An 18,463-nucleotide genomic window follows, 5' to 3' on the forward strand; every position below is an offset into this window, starting at 1 on the left:
TTATTGACGCGAGGCCCCACGAACTTTGGCGGCGCACTCGGCGATACCCGGTCCGTGTGTCAGCCTCGAAACGAGACCTCGGCGCTCTCCCACATGGACTGCCGACACGTAGAGAGGCGCAACCGATGCACACACTCGAACCCCAGCTACTCAAGGACGCCTTCCTCTTCGGCTTCCCACTGGTCTTCAACCTCGACCAGGTTCAGCGCTACGTCGAGACGGGAGTTGGCGCGAACCCCTCCGCTCCGTTCAATAGCTTTAGTCACGCACGCTCGCTCGCCGGCCCGGCTGACACGTTTGTGTCGATCAACAACGACACGCTGTACTCAATGGCTCAGCTCGACCTGAGCGTCGGGCCGGTGCTGCTCCACACTCCCGACACGGCTGGACGCTACTTCGTGCTGCAGTTCGTCGACGCCTGGACCAACAACTTTGCCTACGTCGGCCATCGGGCGACCGGTACCGACGCACAGGATTTCCTCCTCGTCCCGCCGGGATGGTCGGGGCAGCCGGTGGACGGCGCGCAGGTCATCCGTTTCCCCACGACGGTCGCGTCGATCGTGGGTCGCTGGGCGTGCCAGGGCGAGGCGGATCTGCCCCAAGTCCATGCGCTACAGGATGCAACGACGCTGACCCAACAGGATCCTGCCGCGGCGCCTGCAGGTATCCCCGCCTCTACGGAAGGGACCCCGGTGAACTTGCAGTTCTGGGAGAAGCTGCGGCTCTGGTCGCAGGCGTTCCCTCCGGCCGAAAGCGATCGCCCGGCGCTCGAATCGTTCGCCACCCTCGGGCTTACCGATCGCGGCGAGAGCCCGTACTTTGCGCTCGGCGAAGACATGCACCGTGCACTGGCCGAGTCGGTTCCTCATGCCCAGGAAGAATTGGCTCAGTTCCTTCGTGCAGGCGGGGTTCCGATGAAAAGCGGGTGGCAGCTGGCATATCACTCGTTCGACTACAACTCGGACTTCTTTGAAATCGGCACGGTGAACTCGCCGCTCTTTACCTCCGTGCCGCCCGACATGAAGTACCAGCTTCGCGCCGGCGCTGCCCTGGGCGGTCTGTGGGGCAACCACTCATATGAGGCGGCATACGCCGCGGTGTACGTCGATGCGAATGGCGAGCAACTCGATGGAGCACACCGCTACACCTTGCGTTTTCTCCCCGCCCCGCCAGCCAAGGCATTCTGGTCGCTCACCATGTATTCGATGCCCGATTTCTTCCTCGTCGAGAACTCGATTCATCGATACTCAATCGGCAGCCAAACGGAAGGCCTGCACTTCGACGAGGACGGTGCGCTCACGATCATCATGAGCCATGAGGCGCCCGCCGACCTGCGTGAGCGTGCGAACTGGCTGCCGACGCCCAGCGGGCCGTTTCGGCCGCTGCTTCGAATGTACGAGCCCGACACCTCGGTCGTGGATGGCGAGTACGAAATCCCGGCAATTCAGCGCCAGGACGAGGCGGAGTGAGTCCGATGACGAAGCTCACCATCGGCACCCGTGTATGGAATTCCAGTCTGCCAGTGCACCTGTTGGCCGAGAAACTCAACCGGCACACCTTCTGGTGCGGCCAGAGCGGCTCGGGGAAAACGTACGCGCTGGGGGTGCTGCTTGAACAGATTCTCGTCCACACAGAGCTCCCGGTGCTCATCCTCGACCCGAACTCCGACTTCGTGCGACTCTCTGAGGTGCGAGTCGACGCCGATCCGAGCGACGCAGAAATGTTGGAGCGTACCGACACCCGCGTTCTCTACTCGACGCGCGACGGTGGCGAGCGATTGCACGCCAGCTACCTCGGGCTTTCGGTGGCGTCACGGGCCGCAGTATTGCAGTTGGATCCGGTCCTCGATGCTGAGGAATACAACGCCCTCTTGCACACCGAGGTCGACCCCCATGTGTTCAAAGACGCGGACTTCCTCAGCGCGCTTCGCGCCTCTGACCACCCCGGGGCGGGGCGGCTCGCCACTCGCGTTGAGAACCTGCAAGTGCTCAACTGGGAGCTCTGGTCGCGCGGCGGCGAGTCGGCCACGGACATCATCCATTCCCGCCCGCGCGCCACGGTGCTCGACCTGGGCGGCTTTACACACCCAGACGAGCCAAAGGTTGCGGCGCTCGCCATGCTCGAGCACCTCTGGGCTACCCGAGAGGATCACCGACCGGTGCTCATCGTGATCGATGAGGCGCACAATCTTTGCCCGCCAGACCCGAGGTCACAGGTCGAGCGCGCGCTCACGCAGCAGCTCATTCAGATCGCCGCTGAGGGCAGGAAGTTTGGCCTCTGGCTGCTGCTCTCCACGCAACGGCCCACGAAGGTGCACCCCAACGTGCTGTCGCAGTGCGACAACCTCTGCGTCATGCGCATGAACGCGCCGAGGGATCTTGCCGAACTTGGCGAGGTGTTCGGGTATGCGCCCGAAGAAACCCTCTCAGCGGCGCAGGGCTTCCTGCAGGGCCAGGCGCTCTTCGCGGGCGGTTTCATTGACGCGCCGACGGTCACGCAGATGGGGCCGCGCATCACCGAAGAGGGTGGTGTGGATGTCCCCGTACCGATGCGTTCCGCCTGAACTCACTCGAGCATTCAGCGGAGCTAGATTCGATACTTGATCGCTTCGCGACGGTTGCTCACGCCGAGCTTGCGGTAAATCGCGCGTTGATGGGTCCTGATGGTGTTGACCGAAACGTGGAGCACTTGCGCGATTTCCTCAGCGGTCATCGTCGTACAGAGATACCCAAAGATGTCTCGTTCACGCGGCGACAGCGCGGATCCCACTATCTGGGGTCCTGCCCCCGGTTGCGCGCTACTTGCCAGGCGTTCAGCGAGGAAGTGCTCATGGGCCGTCCCCCAGGCCGCATGCTTGATGAGGAGCTCGCGCAGCTCTTCACCGTCCGGAGCCTGTCCGTACGGGCGGGAAATCCCTTCGGGCACGGCAATCTCCAGGGAACGCTCCAGGCAACGGTGTGCGTGGGTTCGATCACCGCGTTGCCGTGCAATCGAGGCCGCGATGACCAGCGCGCTCACACGCACGTAGGACGCTTGGTCGGGGCGTTGGATCCGTCCGAGCAGCTGCATTGCCGCCGCTGGTTGATTGAACCGGCGATAGAGATCCGCCATCAGCACGTTCGTGACGGGAATCGCCTGCACCTCAAGGAGCGGCGCCATGAGGGCAAGGGCATGAGCCGAGTCCCCGGAGGCCGCTGCCAGCGTCGCCGCCGCGATAGCGCGGTAGGCCGGCCAGGGAACCCCATGGGCGTTCGTGTCGCTGATGCCGGGGAGCTGCGACTGAGCCTCCGCAATCATCCGGGCATCGCCCGCCGCGGCCGCCGTCAGGCTGAAGTAGACGCGGGCCAAAGCCGTGTATGAGGCGGGGTGACCACCCTGCTGAATCAGGCTTCGGAATTGGTCCTCCGCCCCCGGAAGATCGTCCTGCCAGAAATGCATGAAGCCGCGGGCAACGCGCTCGATGCCGCCGTCGTAGTGCCGCCATTCGGCGGCTGCCCCGCCGTCGGACTCGGCGGTCAACCCCTCGATGAGCTCCTGTGTCGCGTTGAATCGTCCGCTATAGGAGAACGCGAACATCAGGTTTGTCGAGGCTCGACGAGCGAGGATCGGATGCCGGCTTGCGAGGGCGTCCCTCCGCGCCGAGGACAACAGGGCGACAGCCTCGCCGGGATCCCGCCGCAGGCGAAGCTCGGTCCAGCCCAGCAGGAAGAGGAGATAGACGTGCGTTCCTTGGGCAGGCTGATCGGACTGCAACGCCAGTTTCGCCTCGTCTGCCGCGCGCGACAGGGCGTCGTGCTCGCGCGAAAGAAATAGTCGAGCAAATGCGGCCGTGAAACGCAGCTCCTCTGACGAGCTAGCGCCAGACGCCTCGCTCGCGGTTTCTGCCTGTGCCAGCAGTCGGCTCGCGCCGGATGTATCGCCCAGAACATCGAGGCAGCTTGCCCGAATGAAGAGCATTTCGGGGCTTTGCGCCAGGTACTCGGGGAGGCTCAAGCAGCACTCATACAGCGCCGCGGCGCCCGAATCGATCACGACCCGCACCCAGCTGTCTCGGATCACCTGGGCGGCGTGTGCCGGCGAGCCTGCCCGCAGCGCGTGAGCCGCCGCATCCAGCGGCCAGTCCGCCGCAAGGTGCCGTGCCGCCCGGAGGTTGAGGTCGTCTGCGCGCGCCGAGTCCGTCCGCCGCAACACGATTCGGCAATGCCGTGCAAACACCTCGTGCCAACGAAACACCGGGGCGTTGTCGCCATCGATGTAGCGGTCGATGAACAGCCCCAGTTGTACGCTCTCGTGCAAGAGCGCAGCGGCATCGTTTCGTCCCGACAGCACCTGCGCGAGATCAGCGTCGAGCCGCGAGCAAGTGGTCGCGGAAAGCACGAAGTCCACCAGTTCCGGACGCAACCGCTGCAACACCGCCTGCGAGATGTACTCCGCGAGCAGCTCGTCACCAGATTCTGAGCTCGTCTTCCTGGAGTGGAGCGCGAGGCGGACTGCGACCGGCCATCCCCGAGTGTTCGACCACACCTGCTCGGCAGACGTTTCGTCCATGGAGCCGAGCTCGCGAGAAGCGAAAACGGAAATCTCAGATACGCTCATCGCGAGCTCACCCGGGCCTATGGCAACCGCGGTGCCCGTGGCCAGCTCGATCGCACACCAGGCGTCGAGGTCGTGCGTTCCGGCGATGACGAATCGGATCAGCCCTTCCGATCGCCGCAGCAGCGGCCCGAGCACCGCCTCCGCCAGGTTCTTCTGAGCAAAGTGCGCATCGTCGATCACGACGTTCACTACCGTGGCCGATTCACGAATCGCGGCCCCGAGCCGGTCGAGCAGCAGCTCGTCGTCCTCCGCATCGGGCATCACCTCAAACACCGGGCTCAGCGCCGCGCGGCCGCGCGCGACGCGTTGCAGCGCGCTCAACAGGCCAGAAAGCACCTGACTCACGCTCCGGATCTGATCGGTGAGTGTCAACCAGGCGACCGCTTCTTCGCGCTCCCCCGCCCAAGCGGCGAGTGCCGTCGTCTTGCCAGAGCCGGGTGGGGCCGTCACGACGACGAGACCGTGTGTTCGCGCGGCGGATTCCAGCAGGTGGGCAACCCGGGGCCTGGGCAGCACTCCGGGAATGGGTTCAGGAGGGGTGACCAGAAACCACGCAGATGGCGTAAATTGCGTCGCTGAATGGCCCCCCATAGGAACAGATCATAGCCGCGCGGGCGATTGTCGCCCCGGCCCTCATCACCTCTGGATGAATTGACTCCTGGCGGCTGGTCAGGTGAGTGAGGACTCCGGCACGCTGAACGTGCACACTTACTGGCCCTGCTGCCCCGCACGTGCGATCCCAATCGGGAACCTGCGAGACAACGGCGCGGAAGGAATCCGACATATGTACAGACCGCTTTCGGGATTGAACCGGCACAACATCACTCGGGAACTGTTGTCGGGCGTCACGCTGCTCGCGATCTCCGTTCCGCTGAACATTGGGTACGCGCAGATCGCCGGGCTCCCCGCGACGGCAGGCCTCTACGCCCTCGTGATTCCCACCATCGTGTACGCGCTCACGGTGTCTTCGCGGCAGGTCGTTGCCTCGCCTGATGCCGCGGCCGCGGCTCTCGTATTCTCCTCCCTGATGGGTCTGCAAGTAGGCGGAGACAACTTCGCTGCGATGGCGGCGGCACAGGCTATTCTGAGCGGCCTGATGCTCTGGGCGGCCTCCGCGCTCAAGCTCGGCTTCCTCGCCAACTTCCTGTCCAAACCGATCCTGGTGGGGTTCGTCGGCGGCCTCGCCCTCGAGATCCTGCTCAGCCAAGTCGCAAAGATGTTGGGAATCAAGCTCGAGCCGGGCGAGGAGTTCTTCGAAAACCTCGTCGCGTTGTTCGCGAATCTCGGCTCGGTGGATCCGTGGTCTCTCGGCATGAGCGCAGGCGCACTCGCGATCCTGCTCGTTGGAAAGAAGTTGGCGTCAGTGGTGCCCTGGGCACTCGTCGTCCTCGTCCTGACCACGCTAGTCACTGCGCTCTGGGGGCTCGAAGCCCGTGGGGTCGCCGTCCTCGGCGAAGTGACCTCCGGACCGCCCGTTCTCGAGGTCCCCAGGCTCGACCTTGCCACCTGGCTTGCCCTCATCCCTTCGGCGCTCGCCCTCACCCTCATTACGACTGCTGAGGGCCTGCTCGTGTCGAGATCGTACGCCGAAAAGAACCACTACACGACCTCGCCGAACCGAGATCTGTTCGCGTTCGGGGCCGCCAATGTCGCGGCAGGCTTCTCCGGTTCATTCGCCGTCGGGTCATCCACCTCCCGAACCGCGGCGATGGATCAGTTACGCTCACGCACCCAATTGCCGAGTCTGGTGCTAGCGGCCGGCACGCTCCTCCTCCTGCTGTTTGGCACCGCACTGCTCGCGCAAATACCCTCGCCTGCCATTGGAGCGGTCGTGGCGGTCGCCGTCTTCGGCCTGCTCGGTGTCGGGGAGTTTCGCGTGCTCTGGGCGCAATCGAAGTTTGAGTTCGGGATCGGTGCGACCTGCTTTGCCGCCGTGCTCGTGCTCGGCCCGCTCAGCGGCCTGTTCCTGGCCTTTGTACTCGCCCTCGTGAACTTGGCGAGGCGAGCCGCTGCTCCGCCGGTCGACATCCTGATCGCCTCGGCGGACCCTGAGGATTCCCTCCTGAGTTCTGCTTCCAGCGTGCAAGAGACAGCGCCGGGGATCGTCGTGGTTCGATTTGCCGCACCGCTCTTCTTCGCGAATGGGAACGTCCTGGCAACGCGCCTGAACAACATCGCCTCGGAGTTGGGTGGACGACTGCGCACCATTGTGCTCGACATGGAGGCGGTCACCGATGTCGACGTCACTGGCGCCGAGGCGCTTCGCGGTGCCATCAACACCCTCGGCGAGAACGGTGTCGCGCTGGCCTACACCCGGGTTCGGCCAGAGCTTCGCGACCGCCTGGCCCAATTCGAGCTCACCGAGGGGGTCACCCAGTTAGCGACGAACCGCGCCGCGCTCGCGGCCCTCACAAGCGCGACCGACGGGCTCATCAACAACCAATGAAATTGCAGGGGCCAGAGCGAAATCCGTCCCCGCGAGCGTGCCCCCGATGTCACGATTAGTCCAACCCACCCACTATTTGAGGAGCCACCGTGAGCTTTTGGGAATCACTCTGGAACATCATCACCGTGTTCTTTGTCGCATTCTTCTTCATCGCGGCACTCTTCGCCCTGATCGTGATCGTCATGGACCTGGTGCGCGACAAGCAGCTCAACGGCTGGTGGAAGGCGCTCTGGCTCGTATTCCTGATCTTCGTACCGTTCATCACCGCGCTCGTCTACCTGATCGCTCGAGGCGAGGGCATGGCGACGCGTACCGAGAGGGAGGCCCGCAGCAACGAGCAGGCTGCCACGGAGTACATCCGCACGCTCGCCGGCGCTGGGCCCGCGGACGAGATCTCGAAGGCGAAGGCCCTGCTCGATTCAGGCACTATCACTGCAGACGAGTTCACCGCGATCAAGGAAAACGCGCTGCGCATGTAGCTCGCGTCACATCTGCGCGCTCCGTGCGTTTGATAGGCCCGTCTGACGACCCGTCCGGCGGGTCTTTCGTTACGTCTGGATCTCGCTCGCAGCGGCGCTAGCGGGGAACCGATGCAACGCTGACGCGCTGGGCTGTCCCCAACACATCCGCCAGCCGCCGCAGATCTTCCCGCAGTTCTCTGCGCGACCTCACCCACAGGATCGGCTCCGCCAGGCGGGCAATTCCTTTCAGCCGGATCACGACCGATGCGCGCACCCGGGATCCGCGCTCATCGGCCGTCACCACGTACGTGCCCCCGCCGCTCCAGGGGTCGCCGTCCAGCTTCCAGCTGAGCGAGGCGCCGGGCTCGAAGTTCGTAATCACCCAGTGCACCGCGACCGAGTGCGGGCCTGCGACCGTCTTCCCGTGCACCCCGACTCCCGGGCTGTTCGCCCCCAGGTAGCGAGAGGCCTCAACCGACCCCCGCCACTGCAATTCGTTCTGCGTGTGCGAGAGAAACGTGAAGGTCCTGCCGGCCGAGGTCGGCACCGATACGGAATGCGCTGTCTTCATTGACGTCTCCCTTGGCCGAGATCTCCCACGGCGATGCGTGACCTGACCGGCCCCAGCGCAAATCGTAGACAGGGTCCGGCGTTCAGCGCAAGGGTGCGGCGCACCCCAGATCAGGCGGCAGACGAATCCGCCGAGGACGCGAAGAGGTTGAGGCCAAGACCCCGCGAGAGATATGCGATCGCCCGTTGCCCTCGGACGCTCGCCCCCGAGGAATCGAGCGGCGGGGAAAAGGTGCCGATCGCGCCCTTGCCCGGTGAGACGGCCACGATGCCACCGCCGACCCCGGACTTGGCGGGGACGCCGATCTCAAAGAGCCACTCGCCCGAGCGCTCGTACATCCCGGTCGCGGCGAGCACCGCGAGAGTGTCGCGGCAAACCGCGGCCGAGACGACCTGTTCGCCCGTCACCGGATTCACCCCGCCATCCGCGAGCGTCGCGCCCATCACCGCGAGGTCGTGCGCCGTGACGCGCAGCGCACACTGGCGCGTGTAGATGTCGACCATCTCGAGCGGGTCGGCGTCGAGCCTGCCGTACGACTCGAGCAGGTGAGCGATGGCGCGGTTGCGCTGATTCGTGCTCGACTCGGACGCGTACACTTCGCCGTCCAGCTTGAGCTGGCGCCCGGCGAAGGCGGAAAGGCCGGTGCGCACCAGCTCCCACTTCTCGGCCGTCGTGCGGCCCGGAATCAGCGAGGTGGTGACGACGGCACCCGCGTTGACCATCGGGTTCATCGGGTGCCCGTTGTTCAGCTCGATCGCCATCACCGAGTTGAACCCGAGGCCCGTGTTGTTCACGCCGATGCGGTCCTTGACCGCGGCGTGCCCGAGCTCCTCGCAGACCAGCGCATAGACAAACGCCTTCGAGATCGACTGGATCGAGAACTCGTGGAGGGCATCCCCCGTGTCGTGCACCGATCCGTCGGCTCGGCTGACGGAGATCCCAAAGAGCGACGGGTCGGCCGCGGCCAGCGCCGGAATGTAGTTCGCAAGCTCCCCATCGTCGAGGTCGCGGTAGCGCTCGTATGCGTCGATGGTGAGCGCCTCCACCTTGTCCCAGGCGGGCAGGTCGCCAGTGGATACGCGTTGCGCGACACTGGCTGATTCTGACGTGATCATGGTTCTCCCTCGGCGTGGGGCAAGCTTAGCGTCCGGCAGGATCCTGCCCGCGCGGGTGCCACCGCTCGGTGGGCGCTCGCCGATCTCGGCGAGTCGGGCTACAGTTCGTGACATCGACCTTCCACCACAAGGGAGCCTCATGAGAGCAGCAGTCGTCGACCGGTACGGACCACCCGAGCAGGTCAGGATCACCGAACTGCCCACGCCCGAACCCGGCCCGGGCCAGATTCTCGTGCGCGTTGAGGCCGCTGCCGTCACCTCCGGCGACGCTCGCATGCGCGCGGGTCGGTTCCCGCCCGGGTTTGGGCTTCCCGCCCGCCTCGCGATCGGGCTACGCGGCCCCCGGGCGAGCGTCCTGGGCGTGGCCGTGTCGGGCCGAATCGAGCGCGTCGGAGCGGACGTCGCCGGGTTCGCCGCGGGCGACGACGTTGCCGGGATGACCGGCATGCGCCTCGGCGGCCACGCGGAGTTCGTCGCGGTGCCGGCGAAGGCGTTCGCGCCAAAACCCCTGGCCGTCAGCCATCCCGATGCCGCGGGCGCGCTGTTTGGCGGCAGCACTGCGCTGTACTTCCTGCGAGACCGCGCGGGCACGGGCCCCGGGCAGCGGGTGCTCGTGAACGGCGCCTCCGGCGCTGTGGGTTCCGCCGCGGTGCAGCTCGCCGCCTCCTTCGGGGCCGTCGTGACCGCAGTCTCCAGCGCCCGCAATCGCGAGTTCGTGACCCGGCTCGGCGCGCAGCACCACGTCGACTATGCACGCACCCCCTTGGTGTCGCTGGAAGAGCAGTACGACGTCGTGTTCGACGCAGTCGGCAACCTCTCTCGGGCGGACGGCCTGCGCCTACTCGCCCCCGACGGGACATTGGTTCTCGCGGTGGCGAGCCTTGCCGACATGATTCGCTCGCGCGGTCAGGTCGTCACCGGGACCGCGCCGGAACGTGCGGCGGACTTCGCGCTGCTGCTTGAGCTCGTCGCGAATGGACGATTCGATCCGTCCGTCGAGGTGCTCGGCGGCTTGGAAGCCCTCCCTGCGGCCTACCGCCGCATCGACTCGGGCCGGAAGGTCGGCAACCTGGTGATCCTGCCTCAGCAGGACGCAGACCCGAACCGCAGTGCCTAGAGCAGCCCGAGTTCCATCGCGCGAGTGACCGCGCGCGTACGGTCACTGACCGCGAGCTTCTCGAAGACGTGCAAGAGATGGGTCTTCACGGTGGCCTCTCCGATACCGAGCCGCGCCGCGATCTCGGGGTTGCTCAGGCCGGCCGCGACGAGTGCGAGCACCTCGGTCTCGCGCGGCGTCAGCGTCGGCTTCGGCGCCGCATCAAACCGAGCTCGCGCGACCAGCTGGGCGACCATCTCCGGCGCGAGCACGCTGCGCCCGGCCGCGACCGAGCGCACCCCCGCCAGGATCTCGGCCGCCGGCGACGCCTTGAGCAGATAGCCGCTGGCACCCGCCTCGATCGCCGCCAGGATCTGATCGTCCGTCTCGTACGTGGTGAGCACGAGCACCTGCGGGGCGCCCGCCCGCCCATCGGCGATGCGGGCCGTCGCCTCGACGCCGTCAACCCCCGGCATACGGAGGTCCATCAGCACGACGTCGGGTTGGTGTGCTGCGGCGAGCGCCACGGCCTCCGCACCATCGCTCGCCTCTGCCACGACTTCAAGGTCTGACTCGTGGCCGAGCAGCGCCACGATTCCCGCGCGGACTACGGGGTGATCGTCCACGACGAGGATCCGGATCATCACAGGGTCCGTTCCGCGAGCGCCGCCCGTCCGGGCAGCGGGAGGCTCACCCTGAGGAGCGAGCCGCCCCCGGGAGCAGCTCCGAACGACACCATTCCCCCGGCAAGCGCCACTCGCTCGCGCATGCCGTCGAGGCCGAAGCCCGAAGCCGAGTCGCCGGCCGTCCGGCGTTCGCTCACCGGGGCGGGCCCGACACCATCATCGAGTACGGTGAGCAGCACAGCGTCGGGCCCTCCCGCGAGATTCAGGCGCGCGGTGCCAGCTCGCGCGTGCTTGCGCACATTCGCGAGACCTTCCTGGGCGCAGCGCAGCAGCACAACCTCGAGTTCGCGCGGCAGCTCGCTGGGGGTCACGCTCACCGTGACCGTCACTCCCGTCTCGTCCTGGGTGCGTTCCGCGATCCGGCGCAGCGATTCGGCAAGCCCCCGTCCACCGAGCGGGTGCGTGCTCGCGACCAGCGCGCGGGCCTCGGCGAGGGCATCGCGCGCGGTGCGCTCGATCAGCGCGACCGAGCGGGAAGCGGCCGGCGCCGCCTCGGGTCCTTCGCGCAGCTCGACCCCTGCGCGCTCCGCCAGCATCACGAGACCAGTCAGGCTCTGCGTCAAGGTGTCGTGGAGATCGCGCGAGAGGCGCTCCCGCTCCCCCGCCGCGCCTGCCGCGGCGCTGAGCTGCGCCACCTCTTTCTGCGCATGAGTGAGCTGCGCGACCAATTCCTTCGCGGCGGCACCGTCCTCCGCAATTCGGGTAATCCAAGTGCCGAGCGCGATCGAGAACGCGAAGCTGAGCGCCTGTATCCCGGCGACAATCGCGATCGACGCGGTCAGATCGACGCCGGTCGGGCCGAGGCTGACCCACAAACCGACCCCGATTAGCAGCGCGAGCACTGCGCTGCCCGCGACCGCTCGGCCGTAGGTTGGCGAGAGCGTCCAGAGCATGGGATAGAGCAGCGCCTGCAGGCTGGCGAGATTGGGGTCCGCGGCGACGCCGACGGCCGCCAATACGCCGGTGATCGCCAGGAACACGAGGCCGAGCCCCGGCCGCTCCTGCGGAGTGTCCGTGCGGGAGATGAGGCCGCGCCCGAGGAGCAGGTATGCCAGCAGGATCCCGCCCAGCGACGCCGCGCCGAGCACCGCGTGTGTGGGCGTGGGTGTCGACCACACGAGCGCCCCCGCCATCGCGGCCAGGGCCGCGGCCACGACGATGTCCCACCATTTCATCCGCATCACAGAGACAGCCTCCCACGCTGATGGGTCACGAGCGGCGCACCCACCGGAACGTGAGCAAGCTGAGCACCAATCCGATCGCGAGCCAGCCGGAGAGCACGGCCGAGACCACGCCCAGGTCCCAGGCCCCCGACACCTCGGCGACCGCAAAGCTGTCGGGAAGGAACGCAGCCCGCATGCCCTGCGCCATCCACTTCAAAGGAAAGATCGACGCGATGTTCTGCAGCCACTCGGGCAGCATCGAGAACTGCAGGTAGACCCCCGAGATGAACTGCAGGATCAGCACGGGCGGGAGCACGACCGCAACGGCGCTCTTCCCGGTGCGCGGCACTGCGGCGAGCGCGACCCCGAGCAGCGCGCACACCGCGGTGCCGAGCAGGAACACCCACGCAAAGGTCCACCAGTTCGCGGCTGCAGTCGGGAGTTCCACGCCGAAGGCGAAGCGGGCGACGAGCAAGAGCAGGGCCGCCTGCGCGAGCCCCGTGACAAACACCTGACCAAATTTTCCGATGAAGTAGCTCACGGGCGAGAGCGGGGTGCCGCCGAGGCGGGCAAGCCGGCCGTCGCTTTTCTCCATCGCGATATCGACGGCGAGGTTCTGGGTGCCGCTGAGCAGCATGCCGGCCGCGAGCATGCCCGTGAGGTAGTAGGTGGCGACACTGATGCCACCGCTCCCGTCGGGGTTCGTGCCGATGTTGCCCTGCGAGCTGAATGCCGCACTGAAGATGACCAGCATCATCACGGGGAAGAGGAAGGTGAAGAACACCGTGTCGCCCGCGCGGAAGTACCCCCGGAGCTCGAACAGCGCCAGCCGCAGCCCGGTGGGTAGGATCCCGGGAAGCACCCCTCTCGTGCGCTGGACGACGGGAGCTGAGATATCTGCGGCACTCATGCGGCATTTCCTTCCAACTGCGTGGCGCGGTCCTCGCCGATGAGGTCGAGGTAGATGTCTTCGAGGCTTGGTCGAATGACCTCAAGCTCGGGCGGCTCACCGCCGTGCGTTTCGACCAGGCGCGCGACCAACTCGCCGGGATGTTGGGTGCGCTCGTCGTGCTCCTGCCCTTCGGGACCGCGCCAGCGCACCCGGGGCACGCGGGCGAGCGGCCCGCCGATCCGGTCCACGGTGTCGATTGCGACGAGGCGTCCGCCCGAGATCACGCCGGCGCGATCCGCGAGCCGGGCCGCCTCCTCGAGGTAGTGGGTGGTGAGCAGGATAGTGGTGCCGTCCGCCTTGAGCGATTCAATGAGCCCCCAGAACTGGTGCCGTGCCTCGGGGTCGAACCCGGTGGTGGGCTCGTCCAGGAAGAGCACTTCGGGGTTGCCCACGATGCCGAGGGCGACGTCAACGCGGCGCTGCTGTCCGCCCGAGAGTTTGGTCACGCGCACGTCTCGGCGCTCGGCCAGGCCGACGGCCTCGATCACCACGTCCGAGTCGCGGGGGTTCGGGTACAACGCGGCATAGTGCCGCACGAGCTCGGCGACCGTGTACGGTCCCGTGTCGCCGCTCGTCTGCGTCACGATCCCGATGCGTGCTCGCCAGGCTCGCCCCGCCGCGACCGGGTCGTTCCCGAGCACGTGCACGCTGCCGCTGCTCGGACGAACCACCCCGGTCAGGATCCCGATCGTGGTGGACTTTCCGGCGCCATTCGGGCCGAGCAACGCAAAGGTCTCGCCCGTGGGAATCTCCAACGAGACCTCGTCGAGCACCGTGCGCGCGCCGTATCGTTTGGAGAGCCCGATTGCCTCAATCGCGGCGCCCCCTGGGGCAGTGTGTGCGGTCATGACACCAGTCTCGCCCCGTCACGGAAGAATTGGCAGCCGTCAGCCCACTGATCTTTCCCTCCACCGGTCGGTGGAGGCGGTCGTTGCCTAGGACGCCTCGAAAATCGCGGGCTTCGCTTCGGACACAGTTCCGCTCAGGCGGATGCCGAGCAGCCGCAACACCTCGAAGTACCGGGCGTTCGCCTGCTTGCCCTTTCCGAGTTCGAGCTCGGACAGCCAGCGCTGGCTGACGCCCAGCCTGTCGGCGAGATCCTGCTGGCTCGCTCCATATCGCTCGCGCACGGAGCGCACCAGACGCCCGACGTCTTCCGGAGCGGTGATCGGTGATTCCATCTGGTCCCCCTGTGCACGAATTCGTAGTCACAGCCTACGCGGCGATGGGTGCGGGACCGCCATCCTCCCAGGCAAATTCCCCGCCTGCATCAATACGCTGGGACCACCAACGAAGCTCTGGAGGATCCATGAAGTGCCCTACTGATTCAGCGACACTCGTCATGAGCGAGCGCAGCGGCGTCGAAATCGATTACTGCCCCGAGTGCCGGGGAGTATGGCTCGACCGCGGCGAGCTCGACAAGATCATCGATCGCGCCGAGGCAGAGTTTGCCGCGCGCACCCCCGCGGCCGCCGCCCCGGCTGCTCCGGCTGCTCCGGCTGCTCCCCCCGCGCCGCCCGCGCACGCAGCGCCGAGCTACCCGGACCCCCGCTACGCACAGCAGCAGCCGCAGTACGACAACCGCGGCTACGACAACCGCGGGTACAACCGGCCGAAGAAGAAGGAAAGCTGGCTCAGCGAGCTGTTCGACTAAGCCACCCGTCGTCAGCAGGGGCCGATCGCGAAGTTTCGCGCCCCTGCTGATTCCGGCAGCGGGAATGAAAAGTGCCACCATTCCTGCGGGTATGGCTCGAAGCCAGCGGCGAGCATCGCCTCGCGCAACCGGGTGCGATTCTCGAACTGGGCAGCGTCGAGACCCTCCGCCTCGTAGTGAGAGCGCAGATCGAAGAGGTCGAACTCGCCGCCCATGTCGAGCGGTACACCCGTGGCCGAGTCGATGAGGGTGAGGTCGACCGTGCCGCCGAGCGAGTGCTTTGAACGCTCGGCGATGTAACCGAGCTCGAAGAGCTGCGACTTCTCGAACGTCGGGTAGTACTCGGCCTGCGTCGCGTCGTCGTCTGTCTGCGCCCAGTCCATGAAGAACTGCACGGCGCGAGTTGGGCGATACGCGTCGAAAACGAGCAGCTCGAGCCCTTGACCGGCGAGCGACGACTGCACGGCCGCGAGCGCCTCGGCCGCGTCATCGCGCAGCACCGCGGCCGATTCCGATTCGTACCCGTCGATGACCTCGCCGGTGAAGTTGGCGCGGGTGGCGTAGCGCAGCTCGACCGCGATGCTCGGGTCGACGTCGCGGACGTAGTCAAAGCCCTCGGGAAGCAGCGGGCAACTTGCGCCAGTCACCGCGTCCGCGCTGCCCTCGGCCGCCTCAGGCGCGACCCCCGAACGGGCCTGCGTACATCCGACAAGCAGCACCAGTGCCGCGGCGGCGAGTGACGCCGTCACTGCGATCCGCTTCGCGTAGTTCACGCGGTCCCCCAACTTCCCAGCCTGAATCGTCTGCGACAGTCGCCGAGCGATCGATTGACGCCATTCTGGCGCATACCGAGTGCTCGCGCGAAACACCGACTGAAGAGGTGGGAAAACTGGCTCAGCGAGCTGTTCGACGAGGCAGTTCCGGGGCGATGGCAGCGTGCACGTTGCCGTCGCCCCGCACCTGCGACATGATCGCGAGCGTTTGCCCGTCGGGGTCGCGGAAGAACGCCATCCACTCCTCGACGCCCGTCTCGTGCTGGTAAATGAGGTGCGGCGCCCCGATGAAACTCACGCCGCGCTCGGTGAGCAAGGCGTAGGTCGCATGAATGTCGTCCACGCGGAAGTAGATGACCGATTCCCCGCGCACATCGGTTTCGCGCTCGCCCGCGGAGAGAAACAGCCGCAAGCCGCCGAGGTCGAAAAACGCCAGCTCGCCGAATCGATACAGCAGCGCAAAGCCGAGCACGTCGGAGTACCACTCCACCGCAGCCTCGATGTCACTTACTCGCCGGGAAATTTGCCCGACCGGCCCCATCGTGAACTGATTCATCGCGACCTCGCAATCTGACTCGATACCAAGGTAGCCGCGCAAGCCGAATAAGGCCTCCGTGTTCGGCTATCTACCCTGAGCGGTGCGCTCCTTGCTCCAGCTCACCAGAGGGTGCAGCAGCGAGATGAGCGCGCGACCCGAGTCCGTCAGCACGTAGCTGATCATTACCGGCGTCGTAGGTTGAACGTCGCGCAGGATCAGCCCCTCGGCCTCGAGCTCCTTCAAGCGCGCCGAGAGCAGCCGGTCCGAGATCCCCTCGACTCTGGAGTGATACTCCGAGAATCGACGTGCGCCGCGCGCCCCTGCGAGCAGGATCGCTGCGTTCCACTTCCTGCCGGCAAGTTCAACCGTCGACTGAAACCTTCGGCATTCCTCCTCGTCGATCATGGAGATGTTGCTGGAGCTCAATACGTTTCCTAACTATTAGTTAGCAGCTTACACTCGGTTCGCGAAAAGTGCACGCACCCTGAATGCTGGTGTGTACCGCCTCGGCACCCCGCCAGGCAACACACGAAAGGCTCGCAATGCAGGTCACCCTCGGCATCCTCGGCGCCGGCCGCGTCGGTTCCGCGATTGCGCGCACCGCTCTTTCCGCAGGGTTCGACGTCGCCATCGCGGCCTCCGGTCCAGCCTCGGAAATCGAGCTCATCGCGGAACTGGTTACCCCGGGCGCCCGGGCCATGAATGCTGCTGAGGCCGCGGAATTCGCCGACGTCGTGGTCGTGGCCGTCCCACTACACAAGTTCCGTTCCGTCGACCCCGAGGTGCTGCGCGGAAAGGTCGTCATTGACACCATGAACTACTGGGAACCGATCGATGGCCACATTGAGGAGTTCGCCTCTGCCGGCCTGGGCAGCAGCGCGGTCATTCACGACCACTTCGCGGGCGCACGCCTCGTGAAGACGCTCAACCACATCGGCTATCACGACCTCGAACTCGATGCCCGCGACGCAGGGCACCCCGAACGCCGGGCACTCGGTATCGCCGGGGACGACGCAGAAGCGGTGGCGTTGGTCGCGCAGGTGATCGACCGATTCGGATTCGACCCCGTTTCCACCGGCCCACTCGCGAGCGGCACCCTGCTCGAACCGGGTACGACCATCTTTGGCGGCCACCATACCGCCGCCGAGCTGCGCGCAGAGGCCACACGCGGCTGTGAGACTCACGAACCCGCCGACGCCAGCCGGCAATAATCACCCATTCCCTCACCACATCACCAGGAGTTACCCATGCAAATTGGCGCGTACAGTTTCGGCGACACCCCGCTCTACGACAACGGCAACCCTCGCTCCACCGCGGAAGGCATCAGCAACCTCTTTGAGGCCATCACCCACGCAGACCGCGTCGGGCTCGAGTACTTCGCAGTCGGCGAGCATCACACCCAAAGCATGCCGGCGTCGTCCCCCGGCACGGTCATCGCCGCAGCGGCCGCAGTGACAAAGCAGATCGTCCTGGGGTCCGGTGCGAGCATCATCAGCACCGACGATCCGGTGCGAGTGTTTCAGCAGTTCGCGACGGCGGACGCGATCTCGGGCGGCGGACGCATCGAGATCACCGCTGGCCGCGGCTCGTCCGTCGAGACGTTCCCGCTGTTCGGGTACGACCTGCGCGACTACGACCAGCTCTACGCCGAGAAGCTCGACCTCCTCATGACCATCAACGACAGCGCGAGCGAGACCGTGACCTGGTCGGGGACAGTCCGCCCCGACATTCCGGGGCTCGCGGTCGTCCCGCGGCCGGTCTGCGGCAAGCTCCCGATCTGGCTCGCCACCGGCGGGAACGCCGCCTCCTCCGTGCGCGCCGGCAAGCTCGGCTTGCCCGTCTCGTACGGCATCATCGGCGGCGAGCCCCACCGCTTCGCGCCGCTCGCGAACCTCTACCGCAAGGCCGCAGAGCAGGCCGGGCACACCGGAGACAACATCAAGGTCTCGGTGGGCGCGCTCGGGCTCATCGCCCCGACCAAGCAGGAAGCGCTCGATCGCTTCTACCCGGGATGGCACAACCTCACCGTCGAAATGGGCAAGCTTCGCGGCTGGGCGCCGCCACGTCGGCCAGAGTTCGAGGCGCAGACGGGGCCGCTCGGCGGGTTCTACGTCGGATCCCCCGACGAGATCGCCGATCGCATTGCGCAACTGCATGGTCACCTGGGGCACGTGCGCCACTTCCTCCAGATGGACATCGGCGGGCTGCCCCAGGAGCACTTCCTCGAGTCACTCACCCTGCTCGCCACCGAGGTGGCGCCCCGCGTGAAGCGACTGCTCGCGGCGAAATAACGCCTGAACTCAAGCACGCTCTGGCTGGGGCACCCCTAGACCTACGTCCTGTCTTTGGGCGAGCGGCCGAGCGGCGGTGCACCGGGCACGCTCGCTGTGCTTAGCTGGTCTCGCACTTGCC

At 66.4% G+C, this 18,463-nt stretch carries 19 protein-coding genes; 8 read left to right on the forward strand and 11 right to left on the reverse strand.

Annotation, left to right across the window (positions count from 1 at the left end; genetic code table 11):
* Positions 1-125 precede the first annotated feature (125 nt).
* Positions 126-1,469 (forward strand): DUF1254 domain-containing protein, encoded by a 1,344-nt coding sequence (locus KOE53_RS04335; protein WP_188057521.1) that lies wholly within the window; start codon positions 126-128, stop codon positions 1,467-1,469.
* 5 nt (positions 1,470-1,474) lie between these two features.
* The gene (locus tag KOE53_RS04340) at positions 1,475-2,563 is read left to right on the forward strand and encodes an ATP-binding protein (protein WP_188057522.1); all 1,089 of its coding nucleotides are present in this window, start codon (positions 1,475-1,477) and stop codon (positions 2,561-2,563) included.
* A 23-nt stretch (positions 2,564-2,586) separates the two neighbouring features.
* Here KOE53_RS04340 and KOE53_RS04345 read toward each other — a convergent pair whose 3' ends face one another.
* Positions 2,587-5,187 carry a winged helix-turn-helix domain-containing protein gene (locus KOE53_RS04345; RefSeq protein ID WP_251364119.1) on the reverse strand — a complete coding sequence of 867 codons (2,601 nt, stop codon included), beginning with the start codon at positions 5,185-5,187 and terminating at the stop codon, positions 2,587-2,589.
* A 193-nt stretch (positions 5,188-5,380) separates the two neighbouring features.
* Between KOE53_RS04345 and KOE53_RS04350 the strand changes: the two genes are divergently transcribed.
* Both KOE53_RS04350 and KOE53_RS04355 read left to right on the forward strand, forming a co-directional pair.
* Complete coding sequence (locus tag KOE53_RS04350) at positions 5,381-7,042, forward strand: SulP family inorganic anion transporter (RefSeq protein ID WP_188057524.1); 1,662 nt, start codon at positions 5,381-5,383, stop codon at positions 7,040-7,042.
* 89 nt (positions 7,043-7,131) lie between these two features.
* Positions 7,132-7,521 (forward strand): SHOCT domain-containing protein, encoded by a 390-nt coding sequence (locus tag KOE53_RS04355; protein WP_188057525.1) that lies wholly within the window; start codon positions 7,132-7,134, stop codon positions 7,519-7,521.
* Positions 7,522-7,618: 97 nt separating this feature from the next.
* Here KOE53_RS04355 and KOE53_RS04360 read toward each other — a convergent pair whose 3' ends face one another.
* Together KOE53_RS04360 and glsA are read right to left on the reverse strand one after the other, a co-directional pair.
* Complete coding sequence (locus KOE53_RS04360) at positions 7,619-8,074, reverse strand: SRPBCC family protein (RefSeq protein WP_188057526.1); 456 nt, start codon at positions 8,072-8,074, stop codon at positions 7,619-7,621.
* A gap of 110 nt (positions 8,075-8,184) precedes the next feature.
* The gene (gene glsA, locus KOE53_RS04365) at positions 8,185-9,189 is read right to left on the reverse strand and encodes a glutaminase A (protein ID WP_188044320.1); all 1,005 of its coding nucleotides are present in this window, start codon (positions 9,187-9,189) and stop codon (positions 8,185-8,187) included.
* A gap of 139 nt (positions 9,190-9,328) precedes the next feature.
* On the opposite strand from glsA, the gene KOE53_RS04370 reads away from it, so the two are divergent.
* Complete coding sequence (locus tag KOE53_RS04370) at positions 9,329-10,306, forward strand: NAD(P)-dependent alcohol dehydrogenase (protein WP_188057527.1); 978 nt, start codon at positions 9,329-9,331, stop codon at positions 10,304-10,306.
* Here the strand turns inward: KOE53_RS04370 and KOE53_RS04375 are convergent.
* From KOE53_RS04375 to KOE53_RS04395, 5 genes are all read right to left on the reverse strand, one after another.
* On the reverse strand, positions 10,303-10,929 hold the full coding sequence (locus tag KOE53_RS04375) for a response regulator (RefSeq protein WP_188057528.1): 627 nt from the start codon (positions 10,927-10,929) through the stop codon (positions 10,303-10,305). The genes KOE53_RS04370 and KOE53_RS04375 overlap by 4 nt on opposite strands.
* Complete coding sequence (locus tag KOE53_RS04380) at positions 10,929-12,152, reverse strand: sensor histidine kinase (protein ID WP_251364152.1); 1,224 nt, start codon at positions 12,150-12,152, stop codon at positions 10,929-10,931. The genes KOE53_RS04375 and KOE53_RS04380 overlap by 1 nt, the downstream gene beginning before the upstream one ends.
* A 28-nt stretch (positions 12,153-12,180) precedes the next feature.
* Positions 12,181-13,044, reverse strand: coding sequence for an ABC transporter permease (locus KOE53_RS04385; protein WP_188057530.1), 864 nt, complete (start codon positions 13,042-13,044; stop codon positions 12,181-12,183).
* On the reverse strand, positions 13,041-13,934 hold the full coding sequence (locus KOE53_RS04390; protein WP_188057531.1) for an ABC transporter ATP-binding protein: 894 nt from the start codon (positions 13,932-13,934) through the stop codon (positions 13,041-13,043). The genes KOE53_RS04385 and KOE53_RS04390 overlap by 4 nt, the downstream gene beginning before the upstream one ends.
* Positions 13,935-14,021: 87 nt before the next feature.
* Entirely contained in the window at positions 14,022-14,267 is a 246-nt protein-coding gene (locus KOE53_RS04395) for a helix-turn-helix domain-containing protein (protein WP_188057532.1), read from the reverse strand.
* A 128-nt stretch (positions 14,268-14,395) separates the two neighbouring features.
* On the opposite strand from KOE53_RS04395, the gene KOE53_RS04400 reads away from it, so the two are divergent.
* Entirely contained in the window at positions 14,396-14,740 is a 345-nt protein-coding gene (locus KOE53_RS04400; protein WP_188057533.1) for a TFIIB-type zinc ribbon-containing protein, read from the forward strand.
* Between the two features lie 11 nt (positions 14,741-14,751).
* On the opposite strand, the gene KOE53_RS04405 is transcribed toward KOE53_RS04400, so the two are convergent.
* The 3 genes from KOE53_RS04405 to KOE53_RS04415 all read right to left on the reverse strand — a co-directional run bounded on the left by KOE53_RS04405 (position 14,752) and on the right by KOE53_RS04415 (position 16,477).
* Positions 14,752-15,513 carry a M15 family metallopeptidase gene (locus KOE53_RS04405; protein ID WP_215401659.1) on the reverse strand — a complete coding sequence of 254 codons (762 nt, stop codon included), beginning with the start codon at positions 15,511-15,513 and terminating at the stop codon, positions 14,752-14,754.
* Positions 15,514-15,634: 121 nt separating this feature from the next.
* Positions 15,635-16,069 carry a VOC family protein gene (locus KOE53_RS04410; RefSeq protein WP_188057534.1) on the reverse strand — a complete coding sequence of 145 codons (435 nt, stop codon included), beginning with the start codon at positions 16,067-16,069 and terminating at the stop codon, positions 15,635-15,637.
* Positions 16,070-16,135: 66 nt separating this feature from the next.
* Positions 16,136-16,477 carry a winged helix-turn-helix transcriptional regulator gene (locus KOE53_RS04415; protein ID WP_251364121.1) on the reverse strand — a complete coding sequence of 114 codons (342 nt, stop codon included), beginning with the start codon at positions 16,475-16,477 and terminating at the stop codon, positions 16,136-16,138.
* 62 nt (positions 16,478-16,539) lie between these two features.
* Here KOE53_RS04415 and KOE53_RS04420 point away from each other — a divergent pair, with 62 nt between their 5' ends.
* Both KOE53_RS04420 and KOE53_RS04425 read left to right on the forward strand, forming a co-directional pair.
* Positions 16,540-17,262, forward strand: coding sequence for an NADPH-dependent F420 reductase (locus KOE53_RS04420; RefSeq protein WP_188057535.1), 723 nt, complete (start codon positions 16,540-16,542; stop codon positions 17,260-17,262).
* A 36-nt stretch (positions 17,263-17,298) separates the two neighbouring features.
* Positions 17,299-18,342 carry an LLM class flavin-dependent oxidoreductase gene (locus KOE53_RS04425; RefSeq protein WP_188057536.1) on the forward strand — a complete coding sequence of 348 codons (1,044 nt, stop codon included), beginning with the start codon at positions 17,299-17,301 and terminating at the stop codon, positions 18,340-18,342.
* Positions 18,343-18,463: the final 121 nt, after the last annotated feature.

Source organism: Leucobacter sp. CX87 (assembly GCF_018682295.1).
Taxonomy (GTDB): Bacteria; Actinomycetota; Actinomycetes; order Actinomycetales; family Microbacteriaceae; genus Cx-87.